The sequence below is a fragment of the Thermomicrobium sp. CFH 73360 genome (assembly GCF_023806465.1).
Taxonomy (GTDB): Bacteria; Chloroflexota; Chloroflexia; order Thermomicrobiales; family Thermomicrobiaceae; genus Thermomicrobium.
In genome coordinates, this window is record NZ_JAMSLS010000005.1 from 200,548 (window position 1) to 219,301 (window position 18,754).

15 protein-coding genes are annotated in these 18,754 nt (G+C 62.8%); 2 read left to right on the forward strand and 13 right to left on the reverse strand.

The window, feature by feature from the left end; translation table 11 throughout:
• From NET03_RS10525 to NET03_RS10545, 5 genes are all read right to left on the reverse strand, one after another.
• Positions 1–825 (reverse strand): hypothetical protein, encoded by an 825-nt coding sequence (locus NET03_RS10525; RefSeq protein ID WP_252128875.1) that lies wholly within the window; start codon positions 823–825, stop codon positions 1–3.
• Positions 825–1,682, reverse strand: a complete 858-nt coding sequence (locus NET03_RS10530; protein ID WP_252128876.1) for an ABC transporter permease — start codon at positions 1,680–1,682, stop codon at positions 825–827. Before NET03_RS10530 ends, NET03_RS10525 begins: the two co-directional genes overlap by 1 nt.
• Entirely contained in the window at positions 1,679–2,584 is a 906-nt protein-coding gene (gene modA / locus NET03_RS10535; RefSeq protein ID WP_252128877.1) for a molybdate ABC transporter substrate-binding protein, read from the reverse strand. The genes NET03_RS10530 and modA overlap by 4 nt, the downstream gene beginning before the upstream one ends.
• A 26-nt stretch (positions 2,585–2,610) precedes the next feature.
• Complete coding sequence (locus NET03_RS10540; protein ID WP_252128878.1) at positions 2,611–3,729, reverse strand: XRE family transcriptional regulator; 1,119 nt, start codon at positions 3,727–3,729, stop codon at positions 2,611–2,613.
• A 487-nt stretch (positions 3,730–4,216) separates the two neighbouring features.
• Positions 4,217–4,465: a hypothetical protein gene (locus tag NET03_RS10545; protein WP_252128879.1), complete on the reverse strand. Its 249-nt coding sequence runs from the start codon at positions 4,463–4,465 to the stop codon at positions 4,217–4,219.
• Positions 4,466–4,609: 144 nt separating this feature from the next.
• Between NET03_RS10545 and NET03_RS10550 the strand changes: the two genes are divergently transcribed.
• Both NET03_RS10550 and NET03_RS10555 read left to right on the forward strand, forming a co-directional pair.
• Positions 4,610–5,398: a hypothetical protein gene (locus NET03_RS10550; protein WP_252128880.1), complete on the forward strand. Its 789-nt coding sequence runs from the start codon at positions 4,610–4,612 to the stop codon at positions 5,396–5,398.
• A gap of 5 nt (positions 5,399–5,403) precedes the next feature.
• A complete protein-coding gene (locus NET03_RS10555; protein ID WP_252128881.1) occupies positions 5,404–6,198 on the forward strand; it encodes a hypothetical protein in 795 nt (264 codons plus the stop codon).
• A 593-nt stretch (positions 6,199–6,791) separates the two neighbouring features.
• On the opposite strand, the gene NET03_RS10560 is transcribed toward NET03_RS10555, so the two are convergent.
• The 8 genes from NET03_RS10560 to NET03_RS10595 form a co-directional block, all read right to left on the reverse strand.
• A complete protein-coding gene (locus NET03_RS10560; protein WP_252128882.1) occupies positions 6,792–7,466 on the reverse strand; it encodes a sortase in 675 nt (224 codons plus the stop codon).
• Between the two features lie 3 nt (positions 7,467–7,469).
• The gene (locus NET03_RS10565; protein WP_252128883.1) at positions 7,470–7,835 is read right to left on the reverse strand and encodes a flagellar protein FliT; all 366 of its coding nucleotides are present in this window, start codon (positions 7,833–7,835) and stop codon (positions 7,470–7,472) included.
• A gap of 10 nt (positions 7,836–7,845) precedes the next feature.
• Positions 7,846–8,256, reverse strand: a complete 411-nt coding sequence (fliS, locus tag NET03_RS10570) for a flagellar export chaperone FliS (RefSeq protein ID WP_252128884.1) — start codon at positions 8,254–8,256, stop codon at positions 7,846–7,848.
• A gap of 22 nt (positions 8,257–8,278) precedes the next feature.
• Entirely contained in the window at positions 8,279–10,258 is a 1,980-nt protein-coding gene (gene fliD / locus NET03_RS10575) for a flagellar filament capping protein FliD (protein ID WP_252128885.1), read from the reverse strand.
• A 49-nt stretch (positions 10,259–10,307) separates the two neighbouring features.
• Positions 10,308–10,673, reverse strand: a complete 366-nt coding sequence (locus NET03_RS10580) for a flagellar protein FlaG (RefSeq protein ID WP_252128886.1) — start codon at positions 10,671–10,673, stop codon at positions 10,308–10,310.
• Between the two features lie 261 nt (positions 10,674–10,934).
• Complete coding sequence (locus NET03_RS10585; protein WP_252128887.1) at positions 10,935–13,043, reverse strand: methyl-accepting chemotaxis protein; 2,109 nt, start codon at positions 13,041–13,043, stop codon at positions 10,935–10,937.
• A gap of 228 nt (positions 13,044–13,271) precedes the next feature.
• Positions 13,272–15,254 carry a methyl-accepting chemotaxis protein gene (locus tag NET03_RS10590; protein WP_252128888.1) on the reverse strand — a complete coding sequence of 661 codons (1,983 nt, stop codon included), beginning with the start codon at positions 15,252–15,254 and terminating at the stop codon, positions 13,272–13,274.
• A 247-nt stretch (positions 15,255–15,501) separates the two neighbouring features.
• Complete coding sequence (locus NET03_RS10595; protein WP_252128889.1) at positions 15,502–18,549, reverse strand: chemotaxis protein CheW; 3,048 nt, start codon at positions 18,547–18,549, stop codon at positions 15,502–15,504.
• Positions 18,550–18,754 lie beyond the last annotated feature (205 nt).

Sequence of the window (18,754 nt, forward strand, 5' to 3'; positions counted from 1 at the left end):
TCACCCTTCTCGGGACATTACCGCCCCGCGCCATGCAGTGATCGCCACGAGGACTCCTTCTGCCACCCGCCGTGGCCGTTCACCAAGTCCCTGCCACTGTCCAGCCGGTCCGCGTGGATCGATCTCGAACACCTTCGTGCCAACCGTGACTGGCACTCCATCCCGTGTGAGTCCACGGATCGCCCCCGAGATCAGCGCCCGGATCTCGTACCGCTCACCGCCCTCGCAGTGGAGGACGGCGACAAGATCACCCGCCGCCACAACCTCCCCGATACGCCGCTCAGTGCGCCAGACTCCGGCGCACGGCGCGTAGACGTATCGGTCACGGCCGTGCCCGGCAATCTCGCGTGGTTCCCCCGCCAACGGCAGGTTCGCACCTTCCCAGCGGACGGCCCCAAGCTCCTCCCAGCTTGTCTCGATGGCAACGTCCACCAGCTCTCCCGCTACAAACCCTGGCCCTAAGCCAATGGTGAGCTGCGCAAGCCCACGAAGCGGTGTTGGTTGAGCACGCTTCCGCATCCGCGCATCGATCACCACGTCCGGACGATACCGTGCGACCAACTCGACCAGATCGTCACCGACAACCAGCGGCACTGCCGCGCGTGCCTGGAGGAGCTGCTCCACCGCCTCGACGGTCTCCGCCCGCTGCGCCACGACTCCTTCGAGCACCGCGGCGCCATCGAACACCGCATCCGCGAAGGCCATGCCACGCCGCGTCACCGCGGGCATCGGATCGCTCGCCACGATGACCTGATACTCCTCGCGCCACAGATACCAGGCAACCGCCGATGCAACATCGTTGGCACCGAGCACCAGCGCCCGCATCACTGGGCCTCGCGCGTCCCTTGCATCCGCTCTGCAAGTAAGAAGATCACGAGGCTGACCAGAAACAGCATCGCGGCCATCGCGACGGCTTCCCACAGGTCAATCTCCATTGCCGTCCAGATCGCCAGCGACATCGTCTGCGTCCGGCCCTGGAAGTTCCCAGCAAAGAGGAGTGTTGCCCCGAACTCGGAGACCGCCTTAGCCCAGCATAACGTGATCCCACTGACCAAAGCCGGCAGTGCGAGCGGTAAGGTCACCAAACGGAACGCTTGGCGCGAGCTACATCCATCGACCTGTGCCGCCTCTTCAAGCGATGGGGAGACGCTGGCAAATCCCTCCAAGGCGGTACGGATATAGAACGGGCTAGCCGTGAAGACCTGCGCCAACACGACCGCCGCGGTCGTGAACGGAATTTGGATACCGAACGCATCAAGGTACTGCCCAAGCAACCCCATCCGTCCAAAGAGCATCAAGAGAGCCACACCAGCAACCATCGGCGGCAAGACCACCGGGAGCCCCACGGCGAGTTCGACAAGCCGACGGCCAGGGAAATTCCAGCGCGCCAAGATCCAAGCCACTGGTGTCCCAAATACCAGCGCGAGAGCCACCGTGATCAGACTAGTGACAAGCGTCAGCCGGAGTGCATCGAGGAAGAAGGGATCACGGGCATAGTGCGCGAACGTCTCTGGGCTAATCCCCGCAGCTCGCACCAGCAATGCGACTGATGGCATGACCAAAAGGGCGAGCGACACCACGACCGGCCCAATCAGGAGAGCACGACTCACCCGCTGCGAGAAAGGACGTGAGCCCCTCCCTCTCCCTGCTCGCAACGCCGGATATTCCAGCGCTCGCGTCATGAGCACTCCTCCGTTCCCGCCTGCCCCGGCTCGACCGGCTCGAACCCATGCTTCTGCAGCACTGCTCGGCCCTCTTCGGACTCGACGAGCGTGACGAAGGCTTGCGCCAGCACAGGTGCCTTCGTGTCTTTCACCACCGCGATCGGGTAGCAAGCGGTGACGTTGACGTCACTAGGAATGTCGATCGAGAGAACATCGGCACCAGCTGCCTTAACGTCAGTCACGTAGACGATCCCAGCATCCGCCTCCCCCAGTGCCACCTTGGCCAACACCTGCTTCACGTTGACTTCCTGAGAGACCACGTTGGCCAGCACCCGCTGCGCAAAGTCCGGCCCGTAGCCCGGCTGCTGGCTCGCCCGCTCAAGCACCTCACGTGCATACTTCCCGACCGGGACATTCTCATGCGCTAACACCACCTTGACTCCCGGCTTGGCCAAGTCAGCGAAGCCCTGAATACCCGTCCGGTTCTGCTTCGGCACCACGACTGTCAGGCGATTCTTTGCAAAGATCCTCGAATCGCTGGCGACGAAGCCACCGTCCTGTGCCTTCTTCATGTTGATCAGGTCAGCAAAGGCGATGACGTCCACCGGTGCACCCTGCTCGAGCTGGGCCACCAGCTGCGCCGACCCCGCAAAGTTGAACTCAACCGTTGTCCCCGCATGAGACTGCTGAAACGACTGCGCCAACTCCTGGAACGGCTCGAGCAAGGACGATGCTGCAAAGACGATGACCTTCTGCCCACCGCCCGACGATGCGGCTGATCCAGTTCCTGGAGTTGCACCACCACTCGAGCCTGTCGCCGCTCCTCCACCTGATTGTCCGCCGCAGCCGGCAAGGACACCGAGCAGGAGTGTGAGCACCATCAGCCACACTGCACGCCGTCGCACCGATCGACGAACCATCGCCTTCCCCTGCCCTCCCGTTACCATCACTCCACCGACTGCATCACCAACCGACCACTCTCTCGCACGTCGTAGCCCGCTGCCTCGAGCTGCCGAAGAAATGCCCCGCTCGCCACCAGCTCGAGAAGATCCCGCACTGCCGGCTCGTCCAGGAACTCGACGGGAATCACAAGGTCGTACCGCTCCTCGAGAAGTGGTAAGAAGTCAAGCCCGTGGGAACGCGCCACCGGAGAAACGAGCGGGCCCGCGTCAGCCAAACCACTCCTGACCGCATCCGCTACCGCCCGATGTGAACGCACCGCCCGCTCATACCCACGAATGGCCTCGATGGGCACACCCGCACGTTGGAGCAGCGTCTCGAGCACGAGCCTACTACCGGATCCCGGCTCGCGATTCACAAGTGTCAACTCCGGTCGCGCCAGATCGACGAGCTCGCGGATACCGCGCGGGTTTCCCGGTGCCACGGCTAACCCCTCGACCCACCGCGAAAGCGTGACCACCACTACTGCACGGCCCGCCAGTTCGCGACGAATCACCGGCAGGTTGTACTCCCCGCTCTCCGGATCCCAGAGGTGTGTTCCAGCGATGTGCACCTGACCACGCGCCAGCGCCCGGAGTGCCCCAAGGCTCCCCACGGGAATCCAGACCACGCGGAGCTCGCGGTGCCAACGGCCAAGGAGTGATGCCAGAAGACCGAGAGCTGGGTCGCAGCCAGCCAGCACCAGTCCCCGCTCGAGCGACACGGGATCGACCAGAGGCTCCACCTGGAGTCGCTCACCCCGCCGCTCCCGGGCAATCCCCTCGGCTTCATTCGCCTCCCCAGCGAGCGGCCAGGCCACGAACTCCCGCCCGATGCGCACCAGATGCACCCGGAACGGGAGCGGCGGCAACGGCTCGGCTACCTCCGCCAGCTGAGCGTCAACCACTTGGGGCTCGGGGAGAGCGAAGAGGTCCTCCACCGAGCAACCGAGCACACGTGACAAGCGCAACGCGACCGTCACGCTCGGCGTAAGCCGGCCCGCCTCGATCGCCACGAGCGTCTGCCGACTCACCCCCGCTCGTTCCGCCAACTGCTGCTGCGTCAACCCAAGAGCCTGGCGACGCTCCCGTACCCGGACGTTTAGTTCCGCTCGCCCACTATCCATTGCTCCCCATCACTTTCCCTCAGATAGTAATTCCGAGTTGACACGATGTCAAGCAAAGACGACAAAACACTTACCGCTATCGGGTTCCACATGCCTGAGAGGATCCCGCGCAGATGATGACAGGAGTCGCGAGGCCGACGAGGTCACCGGACACAGGCGAGTCAGCGTCTTCAGATCGCGCGAAGACTTGGTCCCTTCACGCCCAACACGCGACAGCTCACCGGCCAGACACCCATGGACGCATACTGGGCCTCCAGTACCGGACCGGCACGACCTCATCCGGTATCTCGCACCACGGCCACAATCGTTCCTGCAGCGGCGACAAATGTTCCTGACGTCGCTCGCGCCAGGTCGCGCGGGGTCGCCTCTTGGCGTCACCAAAGCCGAGCCAGTCGCTCACGGACCAGGCCACACCCCGGCCGGACTACACACAACCGCGCCGACCGCTTGCACGGCAACCCCCCGTGGGCACCATGTTGTTTTCCAGCTACCCACACGAGGCAACTCGACCACTCCCTTCCCGTGACAACCCGTGCAGCACACGCCCCTCCTCCAGCGTTGGGAGCGTCGCAATGACACCCAAAGGCCCCGTCCCAAACAGGTCCTCCGACCGCAGCGCGTGCACGCCACCAGTGATGACAGGCATCCCCGTCGACGAATTGCCAGCAGCCGTCGGTGCTCGCTGCATACCCAGCCGCTGCCAGGGGAACACACCAGACCCAACGCGATGGCGCACGACATACCCCTTGACAGGCGACCGCCAGCCAAAGACAATGTCCTTGGTAGGCGGATCACCGCGAGAACGTTGTGCCTGGAGTTCCTGAATCCGAATGCGGTTCCCTGCTTCGATGCTCCTCGCAAGGTCGTGGAAGAGCGATCCATGCAGGAATCGGCAGCGCCGGCCACCGACGAAAGATCACGAGGGAGTCGTCCTCTTGTCTACTCCCTCGCGAAGGACGCGGGGGATGGAAGCAGCTCACCCTGGCGGTGGGTTCTGGTCGGCTGTGGTGCTGCACTCGTCCTCGCCTGTGTCTGTCTCGCCGCCGCGTTCGTGACCGTTGTTTTCTTGGAGCAACGCTCCGCAACCCCGACTCCACTCGTGGCGCAACGCCCACAGCAAACACCTGTGGCAGAGGCCACACCACGGACAAGGCCGACACCGGCCCCGACAAACCCTGCCCTTCCCACCGATTGGCAGTGGTTTGATGATCCCTCAGGACAAGTCAGTCTCGCTGTCCCGGCAGGATGGAAGTACTACTGGGAGGAGCAGACCTGCTGCAACGTCACACTCGTCTCGTTCGATCCCGGCCAGCTACCGACTGGGCGGATCGATTGGGCACCGCCAGGCTCTGGAGGAGAGCATGAGGTTCCACCGGGGGAGGTCGTCGTCGACCTTTTCCTCGCCACACCACCCTTCACCGAGACTCCACCGTCGTTTCGTCGACCTCCAGACGGCGAAGAGATCGTCGGTGGACGGTACCGTGCACAGCTCTACTACGGTGCCCCGTTCGCCGAGTGGCCACATGACCAGGCGATCACCTATCTCTATCAAGACGACCAAGGGCGCGACTGGTGTCTCGTCGCTTACTTGGGTACTCCCTTCGATCAAGCGACCGACACGTTGGCGATCGTCACCGCGATCGTAGCCAGTATTCAGCACGGAGGCTGATCACGATGGAGCCAACCGCCCCACGCCGCCGCACCGGCCTCTATATCCTCGGCTGTCTCGGCGCACTGGTGGTCGTCAGTTGTGTCGCCGTCCTCGGGGCGGGGGGAAGCTATTTGGCCTGGCAAGTTTGGCGAGAGGTCGAGCCCACACTGCCTGCACAAGCGCTCGCGCCGCTCCCGCCGACGCAATCGACACCACCGGCTGACCTTCAGGTCCAACGTTCCCCCACGCCCTCGCGCACTCCCGCCATTCGCCCAACTCCTCGGCCGTCTCCTACTCCAACACAGCCAACGCCGACTCCCGGCCCGGCAGTCATTCCAGACTGGCCAACCTACGATGACCCTGGCTACATCCGCTTCCAGTATCCCCCCAACTGGCTCGTCGTCACCACCCCTGAGGCTCCGGAATACAACTCGCGCAGCTGTCACTGCTACTGGATCATCATGAGCGAGCAGATGGTTCAAAACTGGCCGATCCCCGAAGTCGTTGCAGACTGGTTCAATAGACGCAGCGTTGACGACCTGCGTCCTGGCTCGGTCTACATAGAGATTCTCCGTCTCGACTCCGAGTATGCACCTACCCTGACCTTCGGGCCGACGACCGCACGCGTGACAATCGGCGGACAATATGAGGCAGACGTCTATGTCACGGACGAATCGGGGCGTATTTTCATGTACCACTACCGTGACCAGCAAGGGCGTCCTTGGGTCATCGCCATACGCCTGCCGAGCGGTCTCGACGAGAACAATCCCCAGGTACGTCGCATGCTCGGCATCCTTTGGACAATCGACCACCGCTGAGGAAAGCCTCACGAGACATCGCCCGGACTCAGTCCAACGAGCAGGAGATCGTGCACCGCTCCAGCAGCCTCGCAGCGAGTGTGTCACCACTGCCAAGCTCGGGGACACGCAGAGAGGCTACTCGCTTTGCAACATCTGCACCGTGCGCCTCCGCTTCTTCGACCGCACACGCGGACACACCACCACACGCAACAGGTCGCTTGCTGGTGCCCAGTTGTCCTTCACCGTCGGGAAGGCACGACCGACCGTCGAGATGTTCCTGTCCGTGAGCTCAGACACGGATAACGAGACCTTCCTCCTCCGCTCTCCCGCTCGCAGGCTCACGATTCCCGTCCGGTCTTCCCGTTCATTCGAACCAGCACTTCCAACCGCGGCTCACCAGGCGACGTCCACTGTCACGCGCCCACCACACGGGAGCAAGGAATGCCGTGTCCACACGCGGTTCTTGCATCCCGCGCGAACAGCCGAATCGAGGCTCGGCCCATGGTGGAAGGAGTTGTCACCTTTCTCTCTGTAGTGGGTGCGGAGCAGCACCACCGGTGGGTCGTCTTCCCCAACGTCGTGCGCTTGTTCGTCCCACAGCTGGTCAGGCGTCAGTCCTGCCGGGCCACCGCCGGACGGACCGGCTCAGCGCGCACCACCAGCCGCTTGTCGTACCGTCCATCGGGAAGACAGGTCAGGAGCGTGAGAACCTCCTCGCTGGTCTGCCGCAACACTGAACGGTCGCTCTCCGGTACGACCAGCACCTCCGACACGCGGTAGACGAACGTTCCGGCCGCGCTCCAGACCGTCACCTCATCGCCTGGTCTCACCTCGAGCAGGCGCCAGAACACCCCCGCCCCACGCTCTGTATCCACGTGCCCGGTGATCGCGATGTTTCCCGGCTCACCCGGATTGGCGGTACCGATCAGGTGTGCCGCCGCGTCGTGTGGCACGGGCCAATGCCAGCCGCGTTCATCTTTGACTGACACCACGTCGACCACTGGCACATCGATTCCCAACCGGGCAATCGCGATGGCAGTCGCTGGCGGCATGCGCAAGCGAAAGAGCGCCCGACTCGCGCTTCCAGTCTCGGGGGCTGAGCGTCGTGGCGGTGCAACTGGCTCCGCCGGTGGCGTCGAGACCGTTGCATGCCGTACAGGTGTCGGTACGGTCTGCTCTGGCTCAGCCGTCGTCGTCCGCTGGATTTCGACTCGCACACAGGCCACGGCGAGCAACGCCAACGCCGCGACCAAAAGCGGTACTGGCCCCGGTGCTCGCCGTTCCATCGCTCACGCCTCTTCGTCGATCAGTCCTGCTTCGTCGCTCGTCCCCAGTGCTCGCCGGTAGCTCTGTGCCGCAGCCTCGTTCCGCTCCAGGGCGCGTTGCTCTCCTCGTGTTTGCTGCAATGCCTGCTCGACGAATGTGACGAGCTCGCGGTCCAGCTCCTGGACCTCGTGGAGTACTGCGGCAATGGCATCGCGAGCTGCTCGGCTGAGCTGATGCGGATCAACCTCCTGCAAGCGCTCCAACAGCACTCCACGCTGCTGGAGATACGCCGACGCTTCTTCCCATCGACCTGCGCGCACCGCCTTGAGCTGCGCCAGTGTGAGATCCCGTAGCTGGACCGCAACCTCGAGCACATCCGCTTCCTGCACTGGATCCCTCCTACGCTGTCGCAGCCAAACGTGCCGCTGCCGCGTTGGCGGCGCGCTCCTGTGCTGCTACCTGCTCCCACGCCTCGAGCAAACTGGTGAGGAATTGCCGCACTTCACGGACAATTGTTGCGTCCTTCCGCACGTTGGCCTCGATCAGCCGGCGCTGAACGTAGTCATAGATCGACCAGAGTTGGTGGGCAAGTTCGCCAGCCTCTAAGTTCACGCTTGCCATGAGCTCCGACACGATCTCCTGCGTGTGCACCAAGCGCGCGTGCGCGCGCGGCACATCGGCGACTACGATCGCCTCTGCCGCCTCCTCAAGCAGCTGCACTGCCCGTCGGTACAAGAGCACCACGAGCTCCGCGACCGAGGCCGTCTCGACTGTCACTTGCCGGTAGCGCTGGTAAGGGTTCGCCAGCATCGCCCACCTGCCCTTTCCTGCCTCACGAAGCACCGAGCATCTTCACGATCTGTCCTTGGAGTTGCGTCCCCTGAGTTTGCATCTCCGCAAGTATCCGTTCCAAGGTTGCGAACTGGCGCACGAGCTGCGCCTTGCGATCGTCCAACCGCTGCTGAAAGCGGTCAATTTGCTGGTCGATCGATCGCAGTTGCTGCTCAAAGGCATCGCCACGTACCCGCACCAGCCCATCGCGGCCCAAAATCCCGTTAAGGTACCGACCGAGCTGGGTCAACACGCCTTCCTGCTGCGTCACGCTGATCTCACTCGTTGCACCAGTGAGCGTCGTCGCCGCGCTGAGGGTGAGCCCGGGCACTAACGTGGTGTTCGAACCACCAGCGGTGATGGTCCCTGTCGCGCTCCAGAGGAGCTGGTTCGCCTGATCACGGAACTCCGCCGTGAGGTTCCCGGCCCCATCCGAGGTGATGACATAGCGCCCACTCGCTGGCGGCCGTGGCGTACCCGCGACCCGTACGATATCTCCTGGTGTCGTCAACGTTGCGCGGCTGGTTGCACCGAAGAGTTCGAACACTGCATCAGGGTTCTCTTGCAGTGCCGCGCGCAGCTTGCTCTCATCGAGCTGGAGCTGATTCGTCGTCCCCACCGCCGAGCCGACCGGCCCAAAGCTGATCCCCACATCGGCGAGCGTCCGGAATCGTCCACCGGCGTTGATCGCTGGACTCGTTACCAGACGCCGGAGCGTCGACTCCACTGCCCTGACCGCGCTGTCACCGAGTAATGTCCCGGCTGTTTTCGTCGTCGCATCGTATGACGTCTTCTCGGCGATGAAGCTGAGCACGCTGTTAAACTGGTCGACAAAGCGCCTGACAGCCGACACGGCCCCATCGGTGTCAGGTTCGACCGTAAAGCTATAGGGCGAGCTCATCGTTCGCGTCAGGGTCAATGTGACACCGGGAATCGCGTCGCTCACAATATTGCTTGCGCTATACTGCCAGGTTGCCCCGCCGTCGAGGCTGTAGACCGCGTTCTGGCCAAGCTGCTGCTGATTGGGATCGAGCCCCAGCGCAGTGGCCAAGTTCCCAGTGTCACTGACCGTGATCGAGAGACTCCCTGTCGTCTTCGCGGTCAGCACAACCCGATCACTCGTGGCGTCGTAGCTGGCAGTCACACCGGCATTAGAGCTGTTGATCCGGTTCACGATGGTGCTCAACGAATCGACTGCTGGATCGTAATTGATCGCCACACCGTTAATCGTCAGCGTCCCTGCTCCACTCACTGGTGTTGCGAGCATGGCCTGGTTTAACGGCACGCTCGTCTTGACCACAGCCAAGCTGCGTGTCCCAACGATGGCATCACCTGTACGCGGTGCCCCAAGGAGCGAGGTCACTGAGAGGAAGTTTGACGTATCGCCAAGGGCACCGAGCTGCAGTGGCCCTCCGGGGGTTGCCGCCTCAATCTTCAGCCGCAGTCGTCCATCGACCGTCACAAGACTGGCCACAACACCGGCGCCGCTTGCGTTTATCCGATCTACCACATCATTGAGTGTGTCGACAGCTGGATCAACGGTGATCGCCACACCATTGATGGTGAACGAGCCAGCGGTGACGCCACTGCGCAGGTTGGTGTTGTTCAGCACCGCATTGGGATCGATTTCGGCACCGATCGGCCCGGTGCTGCGTAGCGTCGTTGACGTCGCCAGCTGCTGGATCTGGATGGAATAGGTACCAGCAACTGCTCCCGGTCGTGCGCTCGCAGTGAAGGGAGCGTTGCTGTCACTCGGTCGCACCGTGAAGCCAACCACGGTACTGCGTTGGACGAGTGAGCTGAGCGCACTCGCCAGATTCTGCAGGCGTGTGCCAAGGTCCTTCCACGCATCACGTTCCTTTTGAATCTGCTGTTTGCGTTGATTGAGCCGATTGATCGGTTGCTGCTCGACCCGCAGGAGCTTCGAAATAATGTCCTGAGTGTTTAAGCCTGAGGCCAAGCCATCAAATGTGATGCTCATGGGAGACCCCTTCCAAACGCCGCTGATCTCGGCCGTCTTGCAAAAGCGCTCACTCTCCGCCCCTCTGCTCCGCAAGCTCCTGCAGCAACTCCTTCAGTCCACCCGGCGGTATCTCCCGAATGACTTCTTGTGTCTCGCGGTCGATCAATTGCACGACCCAGTTACCGATCCCTGGCCGGACGTAGTAACGCAGGTAGACGTCACGCGGTATCTTCCGTACCAGCTGGGGATCAAGACTGAGATCCACCCGATGGGCTGGAATCAAGTCACGCTTCTCCTCCTCGCCACGACGAGCCACACCGGTCGGCGGCGGGCTTGGCTCTACCGGCTTCACCGGCTGCAGCGAGCTGCTCCCTTCGACCGCGCCTGGTTCATTCGGGCCTACTGGTGGGACCGGTGTGATCGGCGGGTTCATCGCGCTCCCTCTCGCGATTGGTCAAAGTATCCCTGCGACCGTTCCTTCCTACTCCGGGATATTCGGCAGGGATGCTGCCCAGCTTTAGGGGAACTTGCCTCAGCGGGCACGCTTGTGTGCTTGTGCGCTATTGCCAAAAACAGTCGCCCGCGCTGCTCCTCTCGCCCAGCTCTCCTCACGCCCAACCAAGCCAGAGGGCACAGGAGACGACTGATGTGCCTCCTGTGCCCTCTCTTGGCACGAGTCGGTGCCTGCGGAGCGTCACACTCCGCGGTCAACCACCACGAGTTCCCGGTGTCCGTTTGTGCCTTCTCCCACGCCCACCGCCGGCCAGTGGGCTTCTTCGTCTACCTTAGTCTCTCTCCCCAGCTCAAAGCGGGCCAGCACCCGGCGCAAGTCGCGCGCCACTTGGTCCAGATCGCCCGCCGAGGCACTGACCTCACTGACCTGCGCGGTGAGTTCTTCCGCTGCCGCCGCAACTTCTTGCACCGCTGCGGTGTTCCCCTCCACCAGTGTGACGACCTGCTGCACGTCCTGCCGCATCCGACCAATCGTAGAGGCGAGTTCCGCAGCTGCTGCACTGTTCTCCTCAGCAATCGCTGCCGTCTCTTCCATTAGCGTCTTCAACTCGCGACTTTCTCGGCCAATCGCCTCCGCGGCGACAAGTACGGTGCGGCTCTGCGTCTCCACCTCCTGCGCTGAGCCCGCGAAGGCCTCGAACGCCTCGCGCAGCAAGCCTGCTCGCTCGCTCACCGCCTCGACCTGTTGTGCACTGGCGGTCATCGCATGCACGGCACGCTCCACCAGCTGCTGCACGTTTCCGATCAGTTCGGCAATCTGTCGCGTCGCCTCCGCCGAACGCTCAGCAAGCTTCCGCACCTCTTCTGCGACCACCGCAAACCCCTTGCCTGCCTCGCCGGCACGGGCCGCCTCGATCGCTGCGTTCAGCGCCAAGAGGTTCGTCTGCTCGGCAATCCCCTCAATCGTTTCCACAATCTGTCCAATCTGTCGCGAGCGTTCGCCCAGTTCGCTCACCGTACGCGCCGCGTCAGTCACCCGTTCCTGTGCGCCCATCACGTCCCGGAGCGTCCGCTCGACTGTCTCCCGACCAGCCTCCGCTCGTCCGGCATTCGCCTGTGCGGTCGTCAGACCAGCACGTGCCAATTCCTCCACTCCACTCACGCGCTCACTCACCCGCTGCGCGACTTCCACTGCGCGCTGTAACGCACTACCCTGCTCCTGAGCTGCTTTCGCCACTGCTGCGACTGTCTCGGCCACCTCTTCCAGTGCGTGAGCAAGTTGCGTCACGCGCGCCGACTGCTCACCCGATCCGGCAGCAACCGCACGGGCTGCATCAGCAGCCTGCACAGTCGCGTGCTCGATATGGGTTGCCTGCTCGCGCAGAGCTCCCGCCGCCTGCGCCACACGTTCTCCGAGCGCACGCACCTCACCGAGTGTCGCCCGCAATGCCTGCGTCAGTTGCTGGAACGCCGTACCAAGTGCGTCACGCTCATGCACGAGACCGACCTCGGTCCCCAGCTGTCCGCGGCCGACCCGTACTGCCTGCTCGGTTACCTCCGTGATCCGCGCAGCCATTTGCCGGAACTGCCTCACGAGCCGTCCCAGATCATCTTGTGCAGCATACTGCGGCAGTTGCAGCCCCTCTACTCGACCGGCTGCAATCGCCTCTGCTGCGTCAGCTAATAGACGCAATGGACGAGCAATCTGCCGGCTTACAAGCCACGAGAGCACGGTACCCACGGCGAGTGCCACCCCGAGGAGCGTCCACATCAGGAGCGAGCGCTGCAGGCTGAGTTCCACGAGGATCGCCCCATGCTCTGCAATGGCTGGGCTGTAGATCTCGTCCTGCAAGGCGTTCAGTGCCTCACGCATTGGCACAAAGTGCGCCCGTACCACAGGGAGCACGGTGAGCGCCTGTTCGGTGTTCCCCGCTGCACTTGCTGCGGCCACCTGCTCAGCTGCTGCGAGCCATGCCGCCCGCTCTCGTTCGTAGATCTCCCACTGTGCTCGCTCCGCGTCGCTGCCTGCCACGAGCGCCTTATACTGCTCCCAACGCTCGCCTGTCTGCTGCGCGTTCTCACGAAAGTCGGCCAGCTGCTCTTCACGCTCTTGCGGATCGCTCGTCAGCAAACTCCGCTCCAGCGCATACTGGGCCTGATACGCGTCGCGGTCGATGTTCAGCAAGAGTTCAATTGCGGGCACCTCATGTTGGAGGACACCACGTGCTTGGCGAGTGATGGACGAGAGACTTAATGAACCGAGCAGGATCCCTAAAGCACCCATCCCGAGCACTGTCATCACGAGTAAACGCAAGCGCCAGCTCAATGTCACTTGTCCTCTGACCGTCATCTCGTTCACTCCTCTCCCTTCCTCTGTTGTGCAGCGCTGCAAAACCTCTTATTTCCTCACTACTCGGCACGATCAGGTACCCCGAGCTCAAACGCCGCCTTCGCCCGCACTTTCGCGCAAGCTCCCCCGAGGCCGAGCGCCAAGCACCCGCCGACCCGATTCCGAGCAATCTCGGCAGTACCCCTTTTTGCGTAGCAGGACCACAGCGGTGCTACTGCGTGGAGAGAGTCAGACACGAGAAACTGTGGCCAGCATCCTATCCTGGACTTCACCACAAGCCTCCTCGACCGACGACTCCAGCCAACCGTCGGACGGGAGAACACGGAAGCGTCGTGAGATCCGGGTAAGTTCCGAGGCCAAGCGACCGAGTTCCGCGGCACTCTGCCAGATCGCCTCACTCTCGTCTGAGACTTCTTGCGTCGACTGCACCACATGCTCGACGGTTTGCGTGTTGTCCTTAGCCAAACGAGCGATCTCCTCCACCGCCGCTTGTCCTGCGACGACCAGCTGCGCCAGCTGCCGTGCCTCCTCCGCATTCCGAAGTGCAAGCTCAGCAGCACGCTCAATCTCAGTACCCAATGCCTGGCTCGCGCGGAGCATCTCCATGATTGCTCGTTGCAGCTGCTCATTGTCATGCATGATCCTTTCAGCCATTCGCCCAATCGCGTCAAAGGCCTGCTCAGCGTTGATCACTGCTCGATGTCCGACGGCTACCCCTTCCCAAGAAGCACTGATGGCTGCTCTGACCTGCTCGAGCGCTTGATCGATTGCTGTTGCGAGCTCACGCACTTGATGCACCGCAGCTGAAGACTGCTCCGCAAGTTTGCGCACCTCCTCTGCGACAACGCTAAAGCCCTTTCCAGCACCTTGTTCAGCCCGTGCCGCCTCGATCGTCGCGTTCAGAGCCAGGAAGGCCGTCTGCCTCGCAAGACCACTAATCGCGTCGACAATGTGGTTGATCTGACGAGCGGAGAGACTTAATGTCTCCACGACTGTGAGTGTCCTCTCGACCTGCTCACGCACCCGATTCATCTCCAAACGAGCGTGGGACACAACGTGGACACCGTACTCCGACTCTCGACGGTTCTGCTGCGCTGCTTCCTCCACAGCACTCGCCAGTTCCCGCGCTGTCACCCCGCGCTCAAGCACCCAGCGGAAATGCTTCGCCACCCGCTGAAGAGCCTCTTCCTGTTCCGCTGCCGCCTGCTGCACCACAGTTGTCGTGTCACTCGTCCGCGCCACGAACCCAGCAACAACCTGTCCCTGCGTCGCCTGACGCTCAGAAGCCCCAGCGATCTGCTGCATCCCCACCGAGACCACGCTGACCCGGTCGCGGATACGGCGTGCGATCGCCTCATTCCGTCGTCCTGCATCCTCTACTCCTTCGGCCACACGCTGCACGTCGCTGATCAGCCGACTGAGCTGCCGCAACGCCTTCTGAAACGTCACACTGAGCTCTGCCAGCCGGTCGAGCATCCCATCGAAGGCCTGTGCCATCCGGCCGATTTCATCAGAGCCGTGCACTTGCAACCGCTCCCCAGACACGCGAAAGTGCGCCGTGAAATCACCTTGTGCCAGACGCTTGAGCGCTGCTTCTAGCTCCGGAAGCACTTGGCTCGCCAGTCTTCGGCTGGCACTCTCCACTCGCGTCATCGTCCGCAGTGCTGGTCGAAGTACGAGTGGCCACGAAAGGAGCAGCAGCACCGCGACCAAAGCGCAGGCCATTGCCATGCCCTGCAGAACTCGCAGATGTCGCTGTACCAGTGTTTGCTGATCAAGCAGCTCCCTAGACGTTGCCGCGCGCAGCGACTCCAGCGCTTGGAGGGCACGACGATGCTCCTCAACTCCCACTTCGCTCTGCAAAGTCGCGGTTCGAGCAAGATACGCTTTCAGAATCGCTTCGAACTCACCTTCCTCCCCCTGCCCGCTGGAGCTGCCGGAACCACCGACCAGCGTCAACACCTCCCGGAGCGCTGCACGAACCTGGCTCACGGGGTCAGTGAAAGGTTCGTGAGTCGTCTCAGCGGACAGTGCACGGATAGCTGCCTCTGCTTCCGTGAGAGCAGCAAGAAGTTCACCCTGTTTTTGCGCATCAGCCAGACGTCGCTGGAGTGAATCGAGCCAGAGTGCGCCAAGCGAACCGAGACTGAGAAATATCGCTGCCGACCCGATAACAATGACGAGTAATGTGCGCCGAAATCCGATCCACATTCCCAAGACACCCCTCCATGCCTACACCACAGTAAGAACTATCGGCTAGCCCGAGCCAGCGCTAAAGGGGCTGGCTCTCGGCTCAGCGCATTGCTGCGATCACTGCAGCCTGCTTCTCGGCTCGAGCGAGCACGGACAGGGCATCAGCAGAGGGGAGAAACACGAGCATACCGAGCAACGACGTGATGCAGGGTACCCGATCCTCGGATACCCCGCTGTCGCATTCTCGATCTGGCCTGGGATCTATCTACCCTCGCCGCCCCAGGCAGACGCTCGCCAGCTTCTCCAGTTCAACCACCTGCAAGAGGCAATCCGGCAAGGTCGCCACTGAGGGAACAAGTTCGGCCAGGGCACCGAGGTTCCCCGTCGGTTCCCGCAGCTCACTTGCTGGGACGCGAATGGTGCCACGAATACTCTCGCCGCGCAGCACCATCGGCCCAAGACTCGTCAGCGTGACGACGTCGACCGCCTCACCGTTTGCCCGCACCGGTCGTCGGAGGACTCCACCGAGATCGAAGACCGGCACAATCTCGCCGCGGATGTTTGCCAGCCCCAGGAACCCTGCGTCCTCGAGTGGTGTCGGCGTGACCCCATCCAGCGTCGTGATCTCCCGCACCCGGTCGATCGGCACCCCGTAGACCTCCGGGCCAAGATTGACAGCAAGCACGTGGACCGTCTCATCCTCCGCTGCCCGTTGCTCTACCCCATCCGGGTGGGACTCCTCGTCGTGGACGACCAACTGTCGGAACTCCTCCAAGAGTTCGCTCTGCTCCAGATCATCAAACTTTCCAAAGACGGCATTGGCTCCGGCTGCCAGCAACCGACGTTGAAGCTCTGGGCCAGTCGCCTGGTCAGAGAGCAACTGGGAAAGGACAACGATCGGCACGTCCGACCGCACTGCGGTCTCACCAGCACGCACTGCCTGGATCAGGTCGAGCCCGCTCTTGCCCGGCAGCATGTAGTCGCTGATGATCAGCGCCACATCAGGCACCCGGGCAAGGAGGACGAGCGCCTCCTCGACACTCCCAACTGCGCTGACATCGTAGCCGACCCGCTTGAGCACGGCCTCCAGTGCATCGCGGTAGAAAACGCTGTCCTCCACGATCAGCGCCTTCTTGCCCCGCACCGACCGCGCCTCCTGCTTCACCTCGTAGAGTCGCCGCAGTTCCCCGTGCACTACAGTTGGCACGTCGACCATAAGGTAGACTCCGTCCGAGAGGTTCAGCAGACCGGCTACCCCGTGGCGATCCGACGGCTCCGGTTCCACCCCAACCCGTCCGATCCGCACCACCTGTGACGCCACAAAGCCACACTCGAAGTTGTCCGCCCGGAGCAGCACCGCGATCCCACCGCTTTCCATGCCTCCAGCGCCCATCTTTAGGGCCCGGTCGAGGTCAATCAGTGGAATCAGCGCCTCCTCGGTTCGGTAATAGACTCGTTCGCCAAAGATGGCGAGCTCCTCCGGGGTAAAGCGCACAATGCGCGAGACGAGCCGCACTGGGAGGGCATAGCGATGCTCCGTATACCCCTTAAGCAGGACAAGTCGTTCGCCCAGGTCATCCTCCGCCGCATGATGCTCGTGCACCAACCCGATCTGCATCTGTTCGGTCTGAATCCTGGCCATCGCGAGTCCAGCCTCAGCGAGGATCTTGTCCGGTTCCAAGATCAAGACGATCTCCCCAGTGCCGAGGGTTGCCAGCCCACTCACGCTCTCAACCCCGCGTAGGAGGTTCCCCACAGGCTTCACGATCAGTTCCTCGAACCGGGCAATCCCGTCGCAGAGGAGCCCGGCAAGCGTCCCCTCACCGCGGAGCACCAGGACGTAATGCTTCCCCGTCTGTCTCTTCGCACCGTCATCCCGCTCTGGCCAGCTAGACAAGGTAAACAGCGGCACCAGCTGATCGCGCAAGCGGAAAACATCTTGCTCACCATAGTGCTCGATCTGCCGATCAGTGATCAGCACGATCTCCTGGACGACGTTGTACGGGATACCCAGGAGATACCCGCGTGCTGTGAAGACCAGCGTGTTCATCACCGAGACCGAGGTCGGCACGACGAGTCGGATCGTCGTCCCTTGCCCAGGCACTGACGAGATTGTGAGATTGCCCCCCAGCTCCTGCATCCGCACGGCGACAACGTCCAGCCCCACGCCACGGCCAGAGAGCTCCGTGGCCTGATCGCGGGTGGAGAAGCCCGGGCGTAGCAGCAGGGCATTGAGCTCAGCCTCACTCAAGGTGGCCGCCTCGCGAGCACTGACAAACCCCCGCTCGACCGCCTTCTGGCGCACCGCCTCGTAGTCAATTCCCTTGCCGTCGTCGCTCACCTCGATGACCAGGTTCGACCCCTCGCGGCTCGCCCGGAGCGTAATCCGCCCGCGTGACGGCTTACCGAAGGCAATACGTCGTTCCGGCGACTCGATCCCATGGTCGACCGCATTGCGCAGGAGATGCACCAAAGGATCACGCAGCTCTTGTAAGATCCGCCGGTCAACCTCCAACCGACCGCCGTCGATCACGAGGTCGACCTCCTTGCCTGCCACCCGTGCAGCATCGCGCACCACCCGCGGCATCTGCGCGAAGAGCGAGGAGATCGGCTGCAGTCTGGTGAGCGCGGCAATATCTTGGAGTTCGGACACCATCACCGAGAGCTTCTTCGACGCACCGACCAGTTCTCCGTCCTGGAGATTGGCCGCCAGCGCTGTGATCCGGTTGCGAGTGACGAGCATCTCTTCGGCCAGTCGTCCAAGCCGATCGAGCACGTGCACTGGCACCCGTACCGTGGAACTCGCCAACTCGGCATCCGCCGTGCGGCTCTCCTCGCCGCGTCCTTCGCCGTCCACCTGGCTGGCCTGGCCTGTGCTACCAGTCTGCGACTCGCTGGTTGTTGCCGCTGTGGGGTGCTCCGTCGCCACCGTAGCCGCACGCTGCAACCGCTCGGTCAGCGTCCCCAGCCCTGAAGGTGGTTCCCCCTGTCCCGCCAGATGGGCCAAGTAAGCACGCGTCTGCGAGACCGTTTGCAGGAGGAGATCGACGTGGTCTGGCTGCACTGGGGCTCCCTTGCGCAGAACATCAGCAAGATGCTCTGCCGCGTGCACCAGCGCTACCAGATCGCTCAGATTAAGGTAGCCAGCGCTCCCCTTGGTCGAGTGCAAGTGGCGGAACACCTCGTTGAGCAGCCGCTCCTTCTCCGCTGGCGTTTCGGCCCGCTCCAGTTCCACCAACGCTGGCTCAATGAGCTCCAGCCGTTCACGTGTCTCTTCTATGAACATTTCGATGAGTTCACGGTCCTCACCCATGGCCGTCGTCCCTCCTCTGCCCTAGGCGCGCATCGATCTCACCACGCTCCCCGACCGTTCCCACCTGGCATGCTCCGAACAGCAAGACCGCCCGCAGGCTCCCCGTCCCATCGGTGCCCATTCGCTGCCGCTGCCGCCTCCGTTCGGGCTGGCACCGGTACTGAACCGCGCTCCTCGGCTGCTATCCGGAAACGCTCCACCAGTG